We start from the raw sequence: 17,862 nt of genomic DNA on the forward strand, positions 1-17,862 counted from the left end.
GCGTCCGCACGTCAGTGCCGGCGGCCCCGGGCCATCCGGCCGCTCCCGACCCCCGTCACGTGCAGGGCCGTCAGTCCCAGCCCGAGGAGCATGAGGTTGGTGGACGAGAAGACGTCGTTCGTCGCCAGTCCCGCGGCGTTGACCAGGAACGCGGTGAAGAACAGCACGGCCGCCACGATGCCCGGCATGGAGGCCCCCCTTTCGGTGCCTTTCGGTGCCTTTCGGTGTGGTGAACAGCGTGTGCCCCGCATCCCCGAGCGGTCACCGAACTCCCCCGCACCGCCGGGGGAACGGGCCGCGGCCGTCCGCGCTCGGCCCGGCCGGGCCGAGCGCGGACGGCCGCCGTACCGGCTCAGAGGGTGAGTCCGGCCCCTTCGAAGGTGATGTCGGCAGCCGGCGCCAGCGCGCTCGGGTCGATGCCCACCGCGGCGGCGGGGGCGGTGAGGGCGGCGAGGAACGCCAGCGTGCCGAACAGGACTGCGGTGAAGCGGCGCATGGGTCAACGGGCCTTTCCCAGAGGGCACTTGGCATCCCCAAGTGCTGCGGTGATCGGTCGCGAAGTGGCTTCCCGCCCCCTGGCCGGAAGATGCCGCATGTCCCCCGTCCGAGCGATCTTCGGCGGCAGAAGGCCATGCGGGACCGCGCCGCGGCTTAGAGGGCGCCCGCAGTCCCGGTGACGGCGGGGCGGAGGAGTCGGCCGCCCGGCGCCGGGACGGACCGGTTTTTGCCTCTAAGGCAAGAAAATTGCCTCAGAGACATGACCATGGCTCAATGGGGGCATGGGACGAGCATCCCCCGACACGAGCGCGGACCTGCCCAGTATCGCGCCACAGCTGCGCGACCTGCGCAGGCGCAGCGGCCTCACCCTGGAGGCGGCCGCCCGGCGGCTCGACCTGTCCCCCGCGCACCTGTCCCGCCTGGAGACCGGACAGCGGCAGCCGTCACTGCCGCTGCTGCTGGCGCTCGCCCGCGCCTACGGCACCACGGTCTCGGACCTGCTGGGCGAGGCGCCGCCCGAGCGGGACCGCGTCATCCGGGGCGAGCGCGTGGAGGCGGTCGAAGCCGGCGGCTGGCTGTACCGGCAGGCCGGCGGGCCGAGGCGGGCCATGCAGGCCCTGCGGGTGCACGTCCCGCCCGCCTCCCAGAACGACCTGGTGCGGACCCACGCCGGCGAGGAGTGGCTGTACGTCCTCGCCGGCCGCCTCAGGCTGGTCCTGGGAGAGCGCGAGCACCTCCTCTCCCCGGGCGACTCGGCCCACTACGACAGCCTCACTCCCCACCGGATCACCGCCGTGCCGCCGGGGGGAGCCGACCTGCTCTTCGTCCACACACTGCTGCAGAGCCCCACCGGCGAGCTGTGCCTGGGTGGGGAGCACCCGGCCCCCCGGGGCGCCGGACGGCACACCGACCCCTTCGAAGGTGAGAACCATGCCGAGTGAAGACACCGGCGTCGAGCGCGGCGAAGGCCGCTTCCCCCGCGGACTGGCCCTGCGCCTGTTCGCCTACGTCGTGGCGGGCCACGTCTTCGCGTTCTTCCTCTACCTGTTGTTCGCCCTGGGGGCCGAGTAGCCCCGGCAGGGCTCCCCCACCGCGCGGCGCGGCCGCGTCCTCAGCGCTCCAGTTCGGCGGCCAGGAGGTCCATCAGGAGGCCGTCGTGCCAGGTCCCGTCCGCGCCGCGCTCGTACTGCCGCATGGTGCCGACCGGGCGGAAACCGACCTTCTCGTAGCAGCGGATCGCCGCGGCGTTGCCGGCCGCCGGATCTATGACCAGGCGGTGGTGGCCGTGGTCCTCGACGAGGTGGCGGGCCAGCGTGCGGACGGCGTCGGTGCCCAGGCCGCCGCCGTGCACCGAGGGGTCGAGGAAGATGTCGATGCCCGCGTGCCGGTAGTCCGGCTCCTTCTCGGCGTACCACTGGACCATGCCGGCGATCCGCTCGCGGTGGAGGATCGTCAGGAGGTGGAGCTCCGGATCCTCCAGGTCCGCCACGAGGTCCGCCGCGAGGTCGTCCCCGCCCCTCCACCACGTGCGCACCTCGGGTGCGGCCCGGATGGCGGCCAGGGCGGGAACGTCCTCCAAGACGGTGGGGCGGAGGACGACGGAGGTTCCGTGCAGCGCGGTCATGCCCGGAAACGGTACGCGACCGCGTCCCCCGCCGTCCCGTGCCCGGCGCGGGACGCGGCTCAGTGGCCGCCGTGGTCCGAGTGCCCGGTGGAGCCGGTGTGCCCGTGGTGCCCGTCCTCCGGCGAGCGGACGGAGGCGCCCGGCACGGTGCCGGAGAACTGCCCGGCGGTGCCCTTCCGGGGTCCGTGGGGCCAGACGAGCACCTGGTAGCCGACGGCCACCATGTCCGGCACGGCCCAGGCGCTCAGCTCCGTCGCGCTCCGTCCCGGGGCGAGCTCACCGGTGAAGGCCCCGTCGTCGGCGGCCTTCCGGGCCATGCCTCCCACTTCGACCCCCACCCACTGAAGTTCCACGCCGTCCAGGTCGACGGGGGCGTCGCCGGTGTTGGTCAGCGTCACCTCCAGGCCCATCGGCTCGCTGCGCCCGCCCAGCAGCTCCTCGCGCGCCCGGGCCAGCCGCTCCTCGGCCACCACCCCGGCGCGGACGTCCGTCCGCTCCGCCGGGCGCAGCCGCCCCAGCACGGTCGCCGTCGCCTCCAGGCCGTCGGGCCAGGCGAAGGTCTCCCCCGTCCGCACCGGCGCGGGCCCGGCCGGCGCCGAACCGGAGGGCGCGGCCTCCCGCGGGGCGCCGGCGGAGGCGGAGGCGGAGGCGCCCGGCGCGGCGGCCTCGTCACCCGCTCCGCATCCGGTCAGCGGCACGAGGCATAAGCAGGCCACGGCCGTCACGAGCACGGTTCGACGCATCGGTTCACTCCAGTGGGAAGCCCCCCGCGGACACGGCGAGGCCGACGGTAGCGCCCGCCGCCGGACCTGTACAGACATCACCCCGGTCCCCGGCCCGGGGCGGTCAGCGGAGAGGGAGCCGGCGGCCGGCCCTCGCCGCCGCCACCAGTTCGCCGACGGTGGCCAGCCGGGCGCGCGGCCGGCCCTCCCGGCGGCCGCGCGCCAGCTCGGTGCGGTCGATCGCGGCCATGCCGCGGGCGTCGACCAGACGGCGGTTGCGGCGGCGCACCAGGCGGTGGAACGCCCTCGGTCCGTGCTCCGGCGCGGACAGGGCGCCGTCGAGCGCGTCGCGGAGCAGGGTGCCGACGGTCTCGGCGGCGCAGGCGCGGTTGGCTCCGATGCCGCCCGAGGGACCTCGCTTGATCCAGCCCGCGACGTACGTCCCCGGCCGCCCGGCCACCCGTCCGGCCTCGTGCGGAACGGTCCCGGTGGCCTCGTCGAAGGGCAGGCCGGCCAACGGCGTCCCGCGGTGGCCGATCGCCCGCAGTACCGCGCCGACCGGTATCTCCCGCTCCCCCGCGGCCCCCGTCGTGCGCACCGCGCGGACCCTGCCGTCACCGAGCACCTCGGCGGGCGCGGAGTGGAAGCGGAGCACGATGCGCCGCCCGGGCGCGGGCGGGCGGGCCCAGTCGACGCCGCGCCGGGCGACGCCCCGCAGCACCGCGGCCCTGTCCCCGGGGCCGGCCCCGTCGATGCGGGCGCCGATCCGCGGATCGTGGTCGTCCACCACCAGGTCCACGCCGGGCAGGTGCCTGAGGGCGAGCAGTTCGGGCCCGGTGTACGCCGCGTCCTCGGGGCCGCGGCGCCCGAGGAGCACCACCTCCCGCACCGCGCCGGCCCGCAGCGCCGCGAGCGCGTGGTCGGCGATGTCGGTGCCGGCCAGTGCCTCCGGGCCGGTCGCCAGGATCCGGGCGACGTCGAGGGCGACGTTGCCGCTGCCGACCACGGCCACCCGCTCGGCGGACAGGTCCACCGCGTCCGCAGCGACCTCCGGGTGGGCGTTGTACCAGGCCACGAACGTGGTGGCGGAGATGCTTCCGGGCAGGTCCTCCCCGGGGATGCCCAGGCGGCGGTCGGCACAGGCCCCCACGGCGTAGACGACCGCGTCGTGGTGTGCGGCGAGCTCCTGCGGGGTGACGTCCCGGCCCACCTCCAGGTTCAGGTACATCCGCACCCTCGGGTGTGCGTGCAGCCGCGCGAAGGTGTCGCCCACCTTCCTGGTCCCGGGGTGGTCCGGCGCCACGCCGTACCGCACCAGGCCGCCGGCCGCCGGTGTCCGGTCGATGAGGGTCACCTCGGCGTTGGTGTGCAGCAGCAGGTCCTCGGCGGTGTACATGCCGGCCGGCCCGGTGCCCACGACGGCCACCCGGAGCGGCGCGAAGTCGGAGGGCAGGACGCGGTCGAACACCGGCTTCCCCCACGCGTGGAAGGTCGGTCCGCCGCCGGCGGACCCGGGCTCCCTGCCCTCGAAGTACGCCGCGTTGACGGCGGCGTACTCCTTCTGCGCGTCGGGGAGGGCGTCCGCGGGGAGCACCGCGTCCACCGGGCAGGCGTCCGCGCAGGCACCGCAGTCGATGCAGGTCCTCGGGTCGATGTACAGCATCTCCGTCCCGCCGGGGGCGCGTTCCTCCGGAGTCGGGTGGATGCAGTTGACGGGGCAGACGGCGACGCAGGAGGCGTCGCTGCAGCAGTTCTGGGTGATGACGTAGGTCATGTCGCGGCCGGCCCCGGTCAGATGAGGTGGGCGCGCTTGTAGAACACCAGCGCCGGCCCGGTGAGCAGGCGGGCGGAGGCCAGGAACTCCATGAGGCCCGAGCAGCTCGAGCGCATCATGGCCTTGTGGTGCTCGTTGGCCTTCGCCTCCCTGACGGCGCGCCTCTCGTCGAGCCCGGCGTTGGCGTAGACCTTCCTGTTCACCATGCTGGTGACGATGACGTAGGACGCGATCGCGATCACCAGGGCGTTGATCCGGCGGCGCAGGGGCCCCGCGCCCGCGAGCCGCCTGCGCGTCTCGTCGCGGGCGAACTTCATGTGCCGGGACTCCTCGACGACGTGGATGTTGTTGATGGTGCGGACGAACGGCACGACCCGCTCGTCGCGCATCCAGTCGCGCTGCATGACGTCGAGGACCTCCTCCGCCACCAGGATGGCCGCGTACGCCACCTCGCCGAACGCGAGGGTCTTGAACGCCCGGCCGAGCTCCAGCGCGAACCGGTGCGGCCGGTAGGGCGGGGCCTCCAGCTTCGCGGCGCCGCGGGCGAACATGATCGAGTGCCGGCACTCGTCGGCGATCTCCGTCAGCGCCCACTGGACCTCGGCGCCGGTCGGGTCCTTCGTGTAGATGTCGCGCAGCACCATCTGCTGGAGGATCATCTCGAACCAGATGCCGGTACAGGCCACCGACGCGGCCTCCTGCCGCGTCAGCTCCCGGCGCTGCTCCTCGGTCATCTCGTCCCAGTAGGCCGTGCCGTAGAGGGTGCTCCACTCCGGGCTCGCCCCGTGGAAGCGCTTGTCCAGCGGCGTCTCCCAGTCCACCTCCACGGCCGGGTCGTACGCCAGCTTCGCGGCCGAGTCGAGCAGCCGCCGGGCGACGTCGCCCCCGGGGGGCCGGTCGTCCTGCGTCCTGGGCCGGGCGGTGCTGCTGGCCATGTCGCCTCCTCGAAGCGTGTGACGTCCCCGGAGCGGCCCGCCGCGGCACGGTCGGCGCCGGGTGCCCGGTGGCGGCGGAGGGCCGGCCCCCGCTCTTGTTAGACAGAATGTAAAACAAGGGCACCCTCCGGAACACCCCCCGGACGGGATCACCCTGCGCTGCGGGCACCGGCCAGAACCGCGGCCGGCCGCGCGGGGCCCTCGCGGAGCCCGCCCACCGGGCGGGCTCCCGCCGCCCCCGCGGCGCCGCACCGCGCCCCACCCCGCCGCCGGCGGAAAACCCGCCGCTCAGAGGGCGGACGAGGTGACCTAGACTGCTCCGGTCCATGCCGCACACGGCGGCTCCCGGCGGTGGAGGTGGAGGACCGATGACCCAGCAGGCCGCGGCGACCGGCCGGGGCCCGGGAAGCCGCCCCGAGCCGGTGCCGGACGCGGAGGCGGAGGCCCGGCGCATCGCGGCGGTGCACCGCTACGACATCCTCGACACCCCGCCCGACGGCGCGTTCGACCGCGTGGCGGCGCTGGCGGCGCGGCTCCTCGACGTCCCCGTGGCGACGATCACGATCGTGGACACCGACCGGATCTGGTTCAAGGCCGCCCACGGTCTGGAAGGCGTGAAGGAGATCGGCCGGGACCCGGGGCTGTGCGGCTCGGCCGTCCTGCGCGACGGCGCGCTGGTGATCCCCGACACCCTCCACGACCCCGTCGCGTCGAACAACCCGCTGGTGACCGGGCCGATGGGAGTGCGGTTCTACGCGGCCGCCCCGATCGTCACCGCCGACGGCCACCGGCTGGGCACGGTCAACGTCCTGGACACCAGACCGCGTTCCATCACCGAGGAGGACACCGCCACCCTGACCGATCTCGCCGCGATCGTGATGGACGAGCTGGAGCTGCGGCTGTCCGCCCTGCGCGCGGTCCGGTACGAGCAGGAGCGACGGCAGGCCGAGAGCCGCCAGGCCGCGCTGGAGCGGGCCCGGGCCGAGGCCGAGCGGGCGGCGCGCGAGCAGGCCGAGAGGGACAGGGCCGCCATCGCCGCGTTCGCCTCCACCCTGCAGCGCACCCTGCTGCCCCCGGCGCTGCCGGAGGTTCCCGGACTGGAACTGGCCTGCCACTACCACACCGCCTCCGCCTTCGACATCGGCGGGGACTTCTACGACGTCTTCCCCCTCGACGGCCACCGGTGGGCGTTCTTCCTGGGAGACGTGTGCGGCAAGGGCGCCGAGGCGGCCACCGTCACCGCGCTGACCCGCCACACGCTGCGCGCCGCCGCGCACGTCGACCCCGACCCGGTGGCCGTGCTGACCGCCCTGAACAGCGTCCTCCTCGCCGACGTCACCGCCGGAAGCCGCTTCTGCACCGCGGTCTTCGGGCTGCTCACCCCCGACGCGGCGGGGGGCTTCACCGTGGCGCTGGCCACCGGCGGCCACCCCCCGGCCTACCACCTGCGCCCCGGGGGCGGCACCGACGCTCCGTGGGTGAGAACCGTACGGCCCGAGGGCGGTATGCTCGTCGGTGCCTTCCCCCACGCTCGCTTCGCCGAGGTGTCCTTCCCCCTGAGGCCGGGGGAGGGGCTGCTGCTGTACACCGACGGACTGACCGAGGCGCGCACCGCGGAGGGGACCATGCTCGGCGACGAGGGCCTGGCCGCCTTCCTCCACCGGCGCACCGGCCCCCTCGGTGCCACGGCCCTGGTGGAGGACACGGCCGCCCTGCTGGCATCCCTGCCCGACGGAGCCGGGGACGACGTGGCCCTGCTGGCCCTGTCCGTCCCCCCGAACGAGGCCTCGCCCGGTGCCGACACCGCCGTCGGTGACCGCACCGCCGCCACGCCCGACCACATCGGCCAGGAGTGATGACCGACGTGACCGACGACCTCCGCCTGAGCATCGAACACGTCCACGGGCCGCTCGCCGTCGCAGCCGTCACCGGGGACCTCGACCTGCACACCTCCCCCGTCCTGCGCGCCCGTGCGCTGGAGGTCGTCCAGCAGGGCCACCCCCGGCTGATCCTCGACCTGACGGACGTCGGCTTCTGCGACTCGACCGGTCTGAGCGTCCTCATCGGGATCTGGCACACCGCCAACGACGCCGGCGGCTCGCTGACGCTGGCCGGCGTCCCCTCCCGGCTGACGCGCATGCTCGCCGTCACGGGCGTCGACGCCCTCCTGCCCTCCTACCCCACGGTCTCCGACGCCCTGGCCGCCCACACCGCCGGCCCCGCCGCGAGCACGGGCTGAGGGCGCCCCGGGGCGCGGCCGGCGCTCCGGCGGCCGTCCGGCACGGCCGGGTCGCCGCACGGTCCCGCCGGCGGCGTCTGCCGCGGCGCTCCCCTCCCCGTCACCCCTCCGCCAGCGCGTCGGCCACCGTGGGGTGGAGCGGCAGCACGTCCACCAGGCGGGTGAGCTCCATGACGCGTCTGACCTCCGGCTGGAGCCCCACGAGCGCGAAGCGCCGGCCGTCCTCCTCGCGCTGCCGGAGGACCTCCACGAAGGCCCCCAGGGCGCTGGAGTCGCAGAACGCCACGTGGGACAGGTCGAGGACCACCAGGGGCACGGAACGCACCTCGTTCGACATCAGGTGCCCCAGCAGCTGCGGCGAGGTGTGGTAGTCGACGGGACCGCCGACGGCGACGACGAGGTGCTCCCGGCCCTCACGGGTCTCGATGGCCAGGGTCGGACCGCTGGGCAGCGGCTCGATCCCGGCCGGCGCGGAACCGCCGGCGGGCCCGGACGACCGGGGAGGCGGCTGCGGGGACGGCGATCGGTTCATACGGGGCTGTCCGTTCTCCGTTCGAAGGGCTCTGCGCGCGAATCGTCTGTTCTCTCCCGGGCGGCGGAGCGGCCCGGTGCCTCCGGTCATGCCTCGACCTCCGCCCACACCACCTTGCCGCCCTCGACGGGGCGGGTCCCCCAGCGCGCCGCGATGGCGTCGATCAGGAAGATCCCCCGGTGGCCGAAGTCCTGGGGGGCGGACCTCACCAGCCGGGGCTCCTCGGTACTGCTGTCCGTGACCTCGAGCATGACCCTGTCGTCGGCGTGCCGCAGCTCCATGCGCAACGGCGTCCTGGCGTGGCGGACGGCGTTGGCCACCAGCTCGTCGGCGATGAGCATCATGTCGGTCGCCAGATGGCCCAGCCCCCACGCGTGCATGGTGTCGGCCACCACCCGGCGCGCCTCCGGCACCGCGTCGGACACCGGCGGGTACTCGCGGGCGACCACGGCCCTGCCCCGCCCGGAGCCGGCGGGGCGCTGGACGTAGAGCATGGCGATGTCGTCGTCGTGCCGACCGCCGGCCGTCAGGATGTCCAGCCACGAGTCGCAGTCGGCCTCGATCTCCCCGGCCGATTCGGTGAACAGCTCCCGCAGGTGCCGCATGCCCGCGTCGATCGGGCGCTCCCGGCGCTCGATGAGGCCGTCGGTGTACAGCAGCAGGCGGGCGCCGGGCGGGAAGGGGCTCTCCTGCTCCGCGTACACGCGCCGGCCGACCCCCAGGGGCGGGCCGATCCCGTCGTCCAGGAAGCGGACCCGGCCGTGCGGGTCGCGCAGCGCCGGCGGCAGGTGGCCGGCCACGGCCAGGCACAGCCGGCCGCGGTCCGCGTCCAGCACCCCGTAGGCGCAGGTGATGATGCGGCCGGGGGCGATGTCGTCCACCAGGACGCTGAGCTTCTCCAGCACCTCGCCCGGCGTGAGCCCGAGCAGGGCGTAGGCGCGGCAGGCGGTGCGGATCTGCCCCATGACGGCCGCGGCCCGCACCCCCTTGCCCATGACGTCCCCGACGACCACGGCGGCTTTCCCGTCGGGGAGGTCGATGAGGTCGACCCAGTCGCCGCCGACCTCCGTACCGCTGCCGGCCGGCCGGTAGCGCCAGGTGCTCAGGAGGCCGTCGATGCTGGGCAGCGCCGGCAGCAGGTGGCGCTGGAGCTCCATCGCGGTGTTGCGCTCCTGCCGGTAGGTCCGCGCGTTCTGCAGCGCCACGGCGGTCTGCGCGGCCACCCCGGTGGCCAGCCGCTCGTGGCGTTCGGTGAACACGCCCGGCTCGGGGTGGCCGAAGAAGAAGCCGCCCAGGACCTCGCCGCGGGAGATCACCGGAACGGCCAGGTAGCTGCGGACCGGCAGGTGGCCCTCCGGCATGCCCCGGTGCGGCTCGTTGCGGCCGTACCGGGGGTCGGCGGTGATGTCGTCGGAGCGCAGGACCCCCAGGCCCCGGAAGGTGGTTTCGAACACCTGGGTGTTGCGGGGCATGGGGAACCGGTCGAAGGCCGACCGGTCCACGCCGGAGATCACGTAGAGCAGGTAGGACTCGCCCGTCTCGCCCAGCACGTTGTAGAAGAAGGCCCCGAAGGCCGCCGTGGTCAGCCGGGTGGCGGCGTCGACCGCGTGCTGCACCAGGGCGTCGAGGTCCAGTTCCGCGGCCAGGGTGCTGCCGACCTGCTGGAGGGTCTCGACGATCGCCGCCTCCTCCCGGAGCTGCTCCTCGCGCCGCTGCAGCTCCCGCTGCGACCGGCGCAGCTCCTGCGCGGTGGCGCTCAGCTCCGCCACCAGGTCCTCCAGGTGGGCCGCCTGCTGCTGGACGGACTCCTCCAGGGCCCCGAGCAGGGCCTCCGCGGAGACCGCGCGCTCGTGCGCCGTCTGCTCCGCGGCCCGGGCCGACGACACGCCCCCGAAGGGCAGGAGGGCGGTGCGGGTGCTGATGGCGACCGTGCGGAACAGTTCGGCGGTCCGGGCGGGAAGCGGGACGCGGGAGAAGAGGACGACGGCGAACAGCTCGCCGTCCGGCAGGGGGCCGCCGAACGCCAGGGCGGAGCGGATGCCGTACTCCTCGACGAACTCCTCGCCCCACAGCTCGCGCATGCGGGCGCCCTCGGCGATGTGGATGACCTCGAAGCGGGCCGAGGGCGGCGGGGCGCCCCCGGTGCCGGCACCGACGCCGATGCGGTCGACGAGCCGGGAGAGCAGCGGGACCTCCCGGGCCGCCTCCCGGGAGGGGACGGGCAGGACGAACCGCTCCACCCCGGTGGCGGGGTCCTCCCACCGGGGGTACGACCCGCGGGAGGCCACCAGGGTGAGGCAGCGCGCGCCCGGCGGCGGAGAGGCGGCCGGCCAGGGCGGGGCCGCCGCGCGGTCCTCGGGCGGGAGGGCGCTCCAGCGCCGCGTCGCGAACAGCCTCACCAGGGGGCAGGCCCCGCGCCCCTCGCCGTCGGTCATGCTGCGGTACAGGAAGTCGACGACGGCCTGGGCGGCCTCCTCCCACGACGCGGCTCCTCGGGGGGAGTTGCGGAGCTCCGCACCGCAGCGCACCATCTCGCTGAGGCTGAAGGCGGACAGGTCGAAACCGACATCCCCCACTGTGCTACTTCCTGACGAACGAACGTGACCGGAAACCGCGGACACCGGAGATTATCTCCCACCGGCGGACCCCGCGGGCCGTGGCCTTCTACCCGGCGCCTGCGTCCTCACTCCCGGCCGCGGGCGATCCCTTCCTCCCCGCCGGCCGGCGCGCGGTCCGCGGCCCGCACCCCTTTCCCGGAAGGTGTCCGCCGGCCCGGCCCCCGGACGTGGGAAGGTGGTCGGCACGAGACGACATGGACGGAGGGCCGGGAATGACTGCCCAGGACGCCGGCGGGCACGGGGAGAACCGCTGCGCGGAGGTGGCGGGGGCGCCACTCGGCGGGCTTCCCGAGCTCCTCGACGCCGGAGCGTACGTGACGGACGACCACGGGCGGATCGTCCGGGTGAACGACCGGGCCCGGACGCTGCTCGGCCGGTCCGCCGAGGACCTCCTCGGCCAGGACGCCCACGACCTCCTGCACCGGGGCAGCCGGGGGCAGACCCTGCCCCGCGCCGGATGCCTGATGATGCGGGCGTTCATCAGCGGCCGGACGGCCCAGGGCGAGCAGGAGTGGTTCAGGCGCGGCGACGGTTCGCTCCTGCCGCTGTCCTGGCTGGTCACCCCCTGCCGGCTCGACGGGAGGACGGGCACGCTGGTGCTGCTCCACGAGCCCGCCCCGGCCGAGCCCGCCCCGGCCGAGGCCGCCGACGGGCGCCGGGGCGGTCCCACGGCGCCGCTGTCGGAGCTGGAGCGCCTGGCCCTGCTCGCCGAGACCACCACGCAGCTCACCTCGACCCTGGACACCGACGAGACGCTGCGCCGGCTGACGCGGCTGGTGGTGCCCCGCCTGGCGGACTGGGCGGTGGTGGACCTGATCACCGAGAACGGCGAGGTGTGGCGGACCGCCGTGGTGCACCACGAGAACGGCGCCCTGGTGACCCGGGAGGATCTGCAGGGTCCCATGCCGCCGGTGCCGCAGGACTCCCCGATGCCCCTGTCGCGGGCCCTGCGCGGTGCGGCATCGACGCTGGCCGGCCCCGAGACCTACCAGGGCCCGCCGGACTCGGGCATCGCCGTCGCGCAGAGCGAGCTGTTCCGGGCGACCGGCATGCACTCCGCGGCCATCGCACCGGTCCACGGCCTGCGGGAGGTGCTCGGCGCCCTGACGCTGGGCCGGTCGGAGCACCCCGGGGCGTTCACCTCGGCCGAACTCTCCCTGCTCGACGACATCGCCCGCCGGGCGGGGCTGGCCCTGGACAACGCCCGCCTGTACCAGCGGCAGCGGCGGGTGGCGGAGACCATGCAGCGCCATCTGCTGCCGCAGCTGCCCCGGGTGCCGGGGCTGGAGATGGCCGCGCGCTACGTGCCCGCGCCGCACGCCTCCCAGGTGGGCGGCGACTGGTACGACGCGTTCACCCTCCCCGGCGGGATGATCGCCGCGGTGATCGGCGACGTGGCCGGCCACGACCTCGACGCCGCCGCCGGCATGGCCCAGGTCCGCAGCATGCTGCGCGCCTACGCCTGGTCCCACCGGGAGGCTCCCAGCCGGATCGTCGGCCGGCTCGACCGGGCGGTGACGCAGGTGTCCGAGGCCTCGATGGCCACCGCCGTCTTCGCCGTGGTGGAGGAGACCGGGGACGGGCGGTGGCGGATGCGCTGGACCAACGCCGGCCATCCGCCGCCCCTGCTGGTGGGCCACGACGGGCGGACCGACTTCCTGACCGACGGGCACGGCCTCCTGCTCGGCACCGGGACCTCCCCCGACCGCACCGACGCCGACATCGCGCTGCCGCCCCGCTCCACCCTGGTGCTCTACACCGACGGGCTGGTCGAGTCCCCGGGGCGGCCCATCGACGACGGCCTGGTCCGGCTGCGCCGGCACGCCGCCGCCCTGGCCCACCGCCCCCTGGACGCCTTCTGCGACCTGCTGCTCGAACGCGTCCGCCCCGCCGACAACAACGAGGACGACATCGCCCTGCTCCTGCTGCGCTTCCCTCCGGGGGACCGGAGGCCGGCCTGACGGGGGCGGCGGCTGCCCGGACCGGGCCCCGGCAGCCGCCGGGAGAGAGCCGCAAAGTCCCACCGGAGCGGGATCGGCACCGGAACCGTCGCGGCGGTGCGGACCCCGGCCTCACCGCTCCACCGGACGCAATTCCTCCAGGTGGAGCACCGATCCGGCGCGCACTCCCAGCCAGACGGCGCGTTCCTCCCCCATGCCGTCGAGGGCGGGACGGCCGTAGCGGATCCCGGCGCGCTCCGTCTCCGCCGTGACCCACACGTTGTCCAGCAGCCAGGTGTCCTCCTCCCCGCGCGCGTCGAGGCGCACGTACACCGGGTACCGGTCGAGGTCGCCGGTCGCCAGCGGCGGTGTGCGCGGGTCGTTCATCCCCGGGCGCGCGACGGTACCGCCCCGCCCGAGCACGAAGAAGTCCCTCCTCCCCCGCCTGAAGTCGTCCTCGCCGCGACGGTCGAGCAGGAATTCGCGACCGCCGAGCCCGAGGTAGACCAGGGCGTCGGTGCCTGCCTCCGGTTCGTCACCGGTCAGCACCTCCACTTCGATGCGTTCGATACGGGCCATGTGTCCGTCTTCCTTCCGTTTCCTTGGTGCTCAGTGAGGGCGCTTTTCCGCGCCGCGCGCTCTCGCCGGAGGCAGCGGCGTGGCCGCGGTTCGGATGCCGGAGCGGTCCGGAGGAGGGGGCTCAGAAGGTGAGGTCCTCCCACCACCAGGCGATGGACGGCGGCGCGGTGGCTTCTCCAGGGTTCAGCGGGCGGTCGGACCAGGCGGCGCGGCCCGGGGAGGCCTTCCCTCCCGGCTCTGCGCCGGCGCTCTGGGGGCCGAGGTAGCGGGGCGCCCGCGACCCCCAGTCGATGTTGCCGCGGATGCCGTGCCCGAGGTCGGTGAGGTAGCGGTGCAGTTCCCGGCTCGCCCTGGGCAGCACCCGGTCGCGCAGGTCCAGGAAGCGGCACAGGACCCGGTCGCGCAGGGCGACGGCGTCCTCCATCGCCTGGGCCAGTGGTGAGCCGTCCTGCCGCATCAGGACGGCGAACACGTTCTGCTCGGCCTGGCGGCGTCCCACCTCCCTGGCGAAGGAGTGCCGGTCGTTGTCCAGGGCGGCGACCAGGATCGCCATCTCGGTCAGGGCGCAGACCGCCGGGGAGTCCATCTCGCGCGCGGGCACCTCGGCGTCGTTGGCGATCTCCAGCATCGCGTAGGTGGGTTCTCCGCCGGCGGAGTGCAGGCGCATGGTGAGGTAGTCGTCGAGCGTCGGCATGTGCCCGCGGGCGCGGTTGCCCACCTGCCACTGCACCCCCGCCAGCCAGGCCCGGTGCGCCTGCTGGAAGCGTCTGACCTGGACGGGAGTGGCACAGGCCCGGAAGCGCTCGCCGAGGTCGTGGACGGCCGCCGCGTAGGGGTCGTCGAAATCGCGCGGTCCCGGGAGTTCCAGCGCGCGCTGGACCCGTCCTGCCATGGCGGAGAAGGCCGCCGGATCGGCACTCAGCGCGCCCTCGTCGCACCGGGCGTCGTCGATGGCGAAGCCCCAGTACACCCAGCAGGCCGTGATCCAGAGGCGTTCGAGGTCGGCTTCGGGGGCGAACCGTGCGTAGAACTCGGCGCTGTTGCTCCCGAGCACCCGAGCGCGTTCGGCCCCGGTGCCACAGAAGCCGAACCGGTCGATCCACTCCACCGCCCGTCGCTCGACCTCGTCGACCCGGGGGTGGACGGCGGGCTCGATCGGGCAGTAGAAGGGAGGGAGGTCGACGGCCGTCGTGTCCACTGCTGCTCCCGGGGGGCGGTCAGGGGCGGTCGGATTCGCGGGACGCGGCGGGCAGGCCCCTCCGGGGGCGGCCCGCGGAACGGGGGCGGACCGGGGCGGACGGCCGGAAGACGTCATGACGTCCTCGCGGTGGCGGCGGTGGCCAGTCGGTGCAGTGCGGCCTGCACAGACACCGGGAACGGGGATCGCCGGAGGGAGCCGACGGCCTGCCGGTGGCGCTCGTCGATCATGTGCTCGACGGTGTCGAGCGCACCGGTGGCCCGAAGGATGTCGCGGATGCGCGCGGCGCCCTCCTCGTCGAGGCCGGGGTCGCCCACCAGCGTCCGCAGGGTCCGGGTCTGCGTCCGATCGGCACGCCGGAGGGCGATCGCCAGCAGGGGGGTGTGTTTGCCTTCCCGCAGGTCGTCCAAGCGGGACTTGCCGGTCACCGCCGGGTCGCCGAAGACCCCGAGCACGTCGTCGCGCAGTTGGAACGCTTCCCCGAGGGGGACTCCGTAGGCGCTGCACGCCTCCAGCACCCTCCCGTCCCCGCCGGCGAGGGCGGCGCCCAGTTGCAGGGGGCGCTCCACGGTGTACTTGGCCGTCTTGTACCGCACCACGGTCAGCGCTGCCTCCAGGCCGCTGCCGAGGTCCGTGCCGGCGAGCAGGTCGAGGTACTGCCCGTACACGACTTCGCTGCGCATGGCGTTCAGGACCGGGCGGGCGGCGGCGAGTTGGACGGAGGTCGGTCCGCCGGCGTGCAGCAGTTCGTCGGACCAGACCATGGCGAGGTCGCCGAGCAGGATGGCGCCGTTGTCCCCGAAGCGCTCGGCGTCGAGGCAGCCCGGACGGCCGGATACCCGGGTGGCCAGGGTGCGGTGGACCGTGGGGCGCCCGCGCCGGGTGGGACTGCGGTCCATGACGTCGTCGTGGATGAGTGCGAAGGTGTGGAAGAGCTCCAGGGAGGCGGCGGCGGGCACGACGGGCGTCAGGTCGCCTCCGCCCGCCGCCTGCCAGCCGCAGCAGCACAGGACCGGGCGCAGTCGCTTGCCGCCGGCGGCGAGCAGACCGCGCAGGATGCCGGTGAACTGCAGTATGCGGCTGTCGGCTCCGGCGCGGGCCTTGCCGTCGAGGAAGTCCCCCAGGACCGCCTCGACGGCCGCCGGTACTTCGTCGAGCCCGGGAACGCGGATGGCGGGGGCGGTCACGCGGCCGCCTCCCCGGCGTTGCCCGTCCGCCCGGCGATCTGCCGGAGCGCGGCGTCGACGACCGGGCGGCCGGCGGCACTGAGGACGGAGGACCCCGGGCGGTGGCGGGATGCACCGGTGCCGTCGGGGGCCTCCGGCACCGGTCCCCCGGTGAATGCCCCGTCCCCGGCCACCGCCATCGCCTCGCGGTCCTCTCCACCCTTCAGCGCACGGGTCCCGGCCGGCCCCGCGGGTTCGGAACTACCGTGATCGTCCAGCAGGACGGGTCGTGGGACGTCGGGAACAACAGCGGGGAGCACCATAAGACGAATTGCCCCTTCTCTGTGAATTCTTCGTCGAGCGCGATACGCGGCAGATGACTCCCCCGCCTGCCCGGCTCAGCCTGTGCGAAGGTCTCGCCCCGATGGCTTTCCAGGCCGCCCTCGCGGCAGTGCTCGCCGCAAGGACAAGGGTGTTGAAGAGGTTGAAAACAACGGATCAGGAATGCGTCCCCCGTCGGCGCCACACTTCCATGGCGCCGAGCATCAGGGCGAGTTGCTTCGGTCCCACCCGGAAACGTCCTCCTCCCGCCGGAAGCCGGTCGTTCACCGCCACTTTCATGGCGAGGTCCCGGTTGGACAGGTCGCGTGTGACGCCGCGCAGCTGCTGCGACACCGAGGCACCTCCCGCCATGACCTCCAGTGCGGTGCGCATGACCTGCTCGGCGGAGAGGGACTCCCTGACAAGGTCGACGACGATCCCGGAAAGCTCCTCGGAGAACACGTCCACCAAGGACAGCTCCGGGCACAGGTGCCTGATGGACCCCTCGATGTTGGCGAAGGACTTGCCCAGGATGGAGACCATCGGGCTCGTCCTGATCCCGCGCCGCGTGGAGTGCCGTAGAACGGCGGTGAGCGTGACGCCGAAGTTCAACTCCTCAAGGGAGGCGGTGGCGACCTGCGGCACCAGTGCCGCCATGTCGTCGGCGAACGCCGACGCCTGCGCCCACGCGGTGCAGCTGCCCATGTCGATCCACGCGCGCGCCATTCCGGCACCGTCGTTCATCGCCAGGTTGAGCAGGAGCAGCAAAATGCTGTTGCTCATCGGGCGGTCGATACGCCCGACCATTCCCCAGTCGATGACCGTCGCCTTCTCCCCGGGATGGATGAACACGTTGCCCGGGTGCGGATCGGCGTGGAAGACGCGGTCGACGAAGTAACCGCGGTACATGAAGGCCAGCAGGTCCCGGCCGATGTCCGCTCGTTCCTGCGCCGTGAAGGCGTCGCGGTCGGCCTCCCGGATCGAGCAGCCCGGCGCCAGGCTCTGCACCAGGACGCGCGGGGTGGCGGTGACCACCTCGGGAACGGTGACGTGCTTGAACTCCTCGGTGATCTCCCGGGCCCGCTCCATGTTGCGGGCCTCCAGGACGAAGTCCAGCTCGGGACGCATGGCGTCGAAGACGACACCGAGCATGGCCTCGACGTCGACGACCTCGTTGAACCGGGGCGCCCTCCTTGCGGCGATGCGGGACACCCTGCGCAGCAGCCTCATGTCCTCGGCCATGACCTCGCGGACACCGGGACGCTGGACCTTGATCGCCACGGGGCGCCCGTCGAGGAGGACACCGCGGTAGACCTGCGCCAGGGAAGCGGCCCCCAGCGGCCGCGTGGTGTCGATGTCCCGAAAGGTGCGCCGCCAGTGAGGCCCCAACTCCTCCGCCAACACCGTTTCGAAGGCAGCGAAAGGCGCCGGTGACACATGGTCCTGAAGCTTCTCGAACTCCTCGATCATCGCCTGGGGGACGAAGTCGGGACGAGTGGCCAGCATCTGCCCGATCTTGATGTAGAACGGCCCCAGCCCCTCGAGCGCCCGCCGCACCTCTCGGGCGCGTCGGTCCCCGGCATCCTGCCGGCCCTCCGCCGGGCGGCGCGCCCGGAGCGCCTGTGCGGCCTCCCGCCCGAGCAGTTCCCCGAAGGTACGCGCCACCAGACGGCCCCGGCCACTGCCCATGTGCTCTCCCACTTCCCCCGCGTGACG

17 protein-coding genes are annotated in these 17,862 nt (G+C 74.2%); 5 read left to right on the top strand and 12 right to left on the bottom strand.

What is annotated here, in order from left to right:
- Positions 1 to 11: 11 nt before the first annotated feature.
- Together ACFSJS_RS21795 and ACFSJS_RS21800 are read right to left on the bottom strand one after the other, a co-directional pair.
- Positions 12 to 188: a hypothetical protein gene (locus tag ACFSJS_RS21795; protein ID WP_380903004.1), complete on the bottom strand. Its 177-nt coding sequence runs from the start codon at positions 186 to 188 to the stop codon at positions 12 to 14.
- Between the two features lie 164 nt (positions 189 to 352).
- A complete protein-coding gene (locus ACFSJS_RS21800) occupies positions 353 to 496 on the bottom strand; it encodes a hypothetical protein (protein ID WP_380903006.1) in 144 nt (47 codons plus the stop codon).
- A 283-nt stretch (positions 497 to 779) separates the two neighbouring features.
- On the opposite strand from ACFSJS_RS21800, the gene ACFSJS_RS21805 reads away from it, so the two are divergent.
- Both ACFSJS_RS21805 and ACFSJS_RS21810 read left to right on the top strand, forming a co-directional pair.
- Positions 780 to 1,439: a helix-turn-helix domain-containing protein gene (locus ACFSJS_RS21805; protein WP_380903008.1), complete on the top strand. Its 660-nt coding sequence runs from the start codon at positions 780 to 782 to the stop codon at positions 1,437 to 1,439.
- Positions 1,429 to 1,569, top strand: a complete 141-nt coding sequence (locus ACFSJS_RS21810; RefSeq protein ID WP_380903010.1) for a DUF6126 family protein — start codon at positions 1,429 to 1,431, stop codon at positions 1,567 to 1,569. Before ACFSJS_RS21805 ends, ACFSJS_RS21810 begins: the two co-directional genes overlap by 11 nt.
- A 40-nt stretch (positions 1,570 to 1,609) precedes the next feature.
- On the opposite strand, the gene ACFSJS_RS21815 is transcribed toward ACFSJS_RS21810, so the two are convergent.
- The 4 genes from ACFSJS_RS21815 to ACFSJS_RS21830 all read right to left on the bottom strand — a co-directional run bounded on the left by ACFSJS_RS21815 (position 1,610) and on the right by ACFSJS_RS21830 (position 5,553).
- Positions 1,610 to 2,122, bottom strand: a complete 513-nt coding sequence (locus ACFSJS_RS21815) for a GNAT family N-acetyltransferase (protein WP_380903012.1) — start codon at positions 2,120 to 2,122, stop codon at positions 1,610 to 1,612.
- Between the two features lie 59 nt (positions 2,123 to 2,181).
- Positions 2,182 to 2,865 carry a hypothetical protein gene (locus ACFSJS_RS21820; RefSeq protein WP_380903014.1) on the bottom strand — a complete coding sequence of 228 codons (684 nt, stop codon included), beginning with the start codon at positions 2,863 to 2,865 and terminating at the stop codon, positions 2,182 to 2,184.
- Positions 2,866 to 2,968: 103 nt separating this feature from the next.
- Positions 2,969 to 4,618, bottom strand: coding sequence for an FAD-dependent oxidoreductase (locus ACFSJS_RS21825; protein ID WP_380903016.1), 1,650 nt, complete (start codon positions 4,616 to 4,618; stop codon positions 2,969 to 2,971).
- Between the two features lie 17 nt (positions 4,619 to 4,635).
- Positions 4,636 to 5,553 carry an AurF N-oxygenase family protein gene (locus ACFSJS_RS21830; RefSeq protein ID WP_380903018.1) on the bottom strand — a complete coding sequence of 306 codons (918 nt, stop codon included), beginning with the start codon at positions 5,551 to 5,553 and terminating at the stop codon, positions 4,636 to 4,638.
- Positions 5,554 to 5,921: 368 nt separating this feature from the next.
- Here ACFSJS_RS21830 and ACFSJS_RS21835 point away from each other — a divergent pair, with 368 nt between their 5' ends.
- Both ACFSJS_RS21835 and ACFSJS_RS21840 read left to right on the top strand, forming a co-directional pair.
- The gene (locus ACFSJS_RS21835) at positions 5,922 to 7,409 is read left to right on the top strand and encodes a PP2C family protein-serine/threonine phosphatase (protein ID WP_380903020.1); all 1,488 of its coding nucleotides are present in this window, start codon (positions 5,922 to 5,924) and stop codon (positions 7,407 to 7,409) included.
- Positions 7,409 to 7,792, top strand: coding sequence for an STAS domain-containing protein (locus ACFSJS_RS21840; protein ID WP_380903022.1), 384 nt, complete (start codon positions 7,409 to 7,411; stop codon positions 7,790 to 7,792). Before ACFSJS_RS21835 ends, ACFSJS_RS21840 begins: the two co-directional genes overlap by 1 nt.
- Positions 7,793 to 7,892: 100 nt before the next feature.
- Here ACFSJS_RS21840 and ACFSJS_RS21845 read toward each other — a convergent pair whose 3' ends face one another.
- Positions 7,893 to 8,324 (bottom strand): STAS domain-containing protein, encoded by a 432-nt coding sequence (locus tag ACFSJS_RS21845; RefSeq protein WP_380903024.1) that lies wholly within the window; start codon positions 8,322 to 8,324, stop codon positions 7,893 to 7,895.
- A gap of 86 nt (positions 8,325 to 8,410) precedes the next feature.
- Entirely contained in the window at positions 8,411 to 10,900 is a 2,490-nt protein-coding gene (locus ACFSJS_RS21850) for a SpoIIE family protein phosphatase (RefSeq protein ID WP_380903026.1), read from the bottom strand.
- Positions 10,901 to 11,154: 254 nt separating this feature from the next.
- Between ACFSJS_RS21850 and ACFSJS_RS21855 the strand changes: the two genes are divergently transcribed.
- Positions 11,155 to 12,903 carry a SpoIIE family protein phosphatase gene (locus ACFSJS_RS21855; RefSeq protein ID WP_380903028.1) on the top strand — a complete coding sequence of 583 codons (1,749 nt, stop codon included), beginning with the start codon at positions 11,155 to 11,157 and terminating at the stop codon, positions 12,901 to 12,903.
- Positions 12,904 to 13,014: 111 nt separating this feature from the next.
- Here ACFSJS_RS21855 and ACFSJS_RS21860 read toward each other — a convergent pair whose 3' ends face one another.
- From ACFSJS_RS21860 to ACFSJS_RS21875, 4 genes are all read right to left on the bottom strand, one after another.
- Positions 13,015 to 13,461 carry a hypothetical protein gene (locus ACFSJS_RS21860; protein WP_380903030.1) on the bottom strand — a complete coding sequence of 149 codons (447 nt, stop codon included), beginning with the start codon at positions 13,459 to 13,461 and terminating at the stop codon, positions 13,015 to 13,017.
- 121 nt (positions 13,462 to 13,582) lie between these two features.
- Positions 13,583 to 14,659 (bottom strand): terpene synthase family protein, encoded by a 1,077-nt coding sequence (locus ACFSJS_RS21865; protein WP_380903032.1) that lies wholly within the window; start codon positions 14,657 to 14,659, stop codon positions 13,583 to 13,585.
- Between the two features lie 113 nt (positions 14,660 to 14,772).
- A complete protein-coding gene (locus tag ACFSJS_RS21870) occupies positions 14,773 to 15,846 on the bottom strand; it encodes a polyprenyl synthetase family protein (RefSeq protein WP_380903034.1) in 1,074 nt (357 codons plus the stop codon).
- 477 nt (positions 15,847 to 16,323) lie between these two features.
- Positions 16,324 to 17,835 carry an ABC1 kinase family protein gene (locus ACFSJS_RS21875; RefSeq protein ID WP_380903036.1) on the bottom strand — a complete coding sequence of 504 codons (1,512 nt, stop codon included), beginning with the start codon at positions 17,833 to 17,835 and terminating at the stop codon, positions 16,324 to 16,326.
- Positions 17,836 to 17,862: the final 27 nt, after the last annotated feature.

Source organism: Streptomyces desertarenae, assembly GCF_042681365.1.
Taxonomy (GTDB): domain Bacteria; phylum Actinomycetota; class Actinomycetes; order Streptomycetales; family Streptomycetaceae; genus Streptomyces; species Streptomyces desertarenae.

What these genes read in the sequence shown, in the direction of transcription:
- ACFSJS_RS21825 (WP_380903016.1), bottom strand. Translation starts at nt 4,618, where the DNA reads ATGACCTACGTCATCACCCAGAACTGCTGCAGCGACGCCTCCTGCGTC.
- ACFSJS_RS21860 (WP_380903030.1), bottom strand. Translation starts at nt 13,461, where the DNA reads ATGGCCCGTATCGAACGCATCGAAGTGGAGGTGCTGACCGGTGACGAA.
- ACFSJS_RS21875 (WP_380903036.1), bottom strand. Translation starts at nt 17,835, where the DNA reads ATGGGCAGTGGCCGGGGCCGTCTGGTGGCGCGTACCTTCGGGGAACTG.
- ACFSJS_RS21840 (WP_380903022.1), top strand. Translation starts at nt 7,409, where the DNA reads ATGACCGACGTGACCGACGACCTCCGCCTGAGCATCGAACACGTCCAC.
- ACFSJS_RS21800 (WP_380903006.1), bottom strand. Translation starts at nt 496, where the DNA reads ATGCGCCGCTTCACCGCAGTCCTGTTCGGCACGCTGGCGTTCCTCGCC.
- ACFSJS_RS21845 (WP_380903024.1), bottom strand. Translation starts at nt 8,324, where the DNA reads ATGAACCGATCGCCGTCCCCGCAGCCGCCTCCCCGGTCGTCCGGGCCC.
- ACFSJS_RS21815 (WP_380903012.1), bottom strand. Translation starts at nt 2,122, where the DNA reads ATGACCGCGCTGCACGGAACCTCCGTCGTCCTCCGCCCCACCGTCTTG.
- ACFSJS_RS21810 (WP_380903010.1), top strand. Translation starts at nt 1,429, where the DNA reads ATGCCGAGTGAAGACACCGGCGTCGAGCGCGGCGAAGGCCGCTTCCCC.
- ACFSJS_RS21805 (WP_380903008.1), top strand. Translation starts at nt 780, where the DNA reads ATGGGACGAGCATCCCCCGACACGAGCGCGGACCTGCCCAGTATCGCG.
- ACFSJS_RS21795 (WP_380903004.1), bottom strand. Translation starts at nt 188, where the DNA reads ATGCCGGGCATCGTGGCGGCCGTGCTGTTCTTCACCGCGTTCCTGGTC.
- ACFSJS_RS21820 (WP_380903014.1), bottom strand. Translation starts at nt 2,865, where the DNA reads ATGCGTCGAACCGTGCTCGTGACGGCCGTGGCCTGCTTATGCCTCGTG.
- ACFSJS_RS21855 (WP_380903028.1), top strand. Translation starts at nt 11,155, where the DNA reads ATGACTGCCCAGGACGCCGGCGGGCACGGGGAGAACCGCTGCGCGGAG.
- ACFSJS_RS21835 (WP_380903020.1), top strand. Translation starts at nt 5,922, where the DNA reads ATGACCCAGCAGGCCGCGGCGACCGGCCGGGGCCCGGGAAGCCGCCCC.
- ACFSJS_RS21830 (WP_380903018.1), bottom strand. Translation starts at nt 5,553, where the DNA reads ATGGCCAGCAGCACCGCCCGGCCCAGGACGCAGGACGACCGGCCCCCC.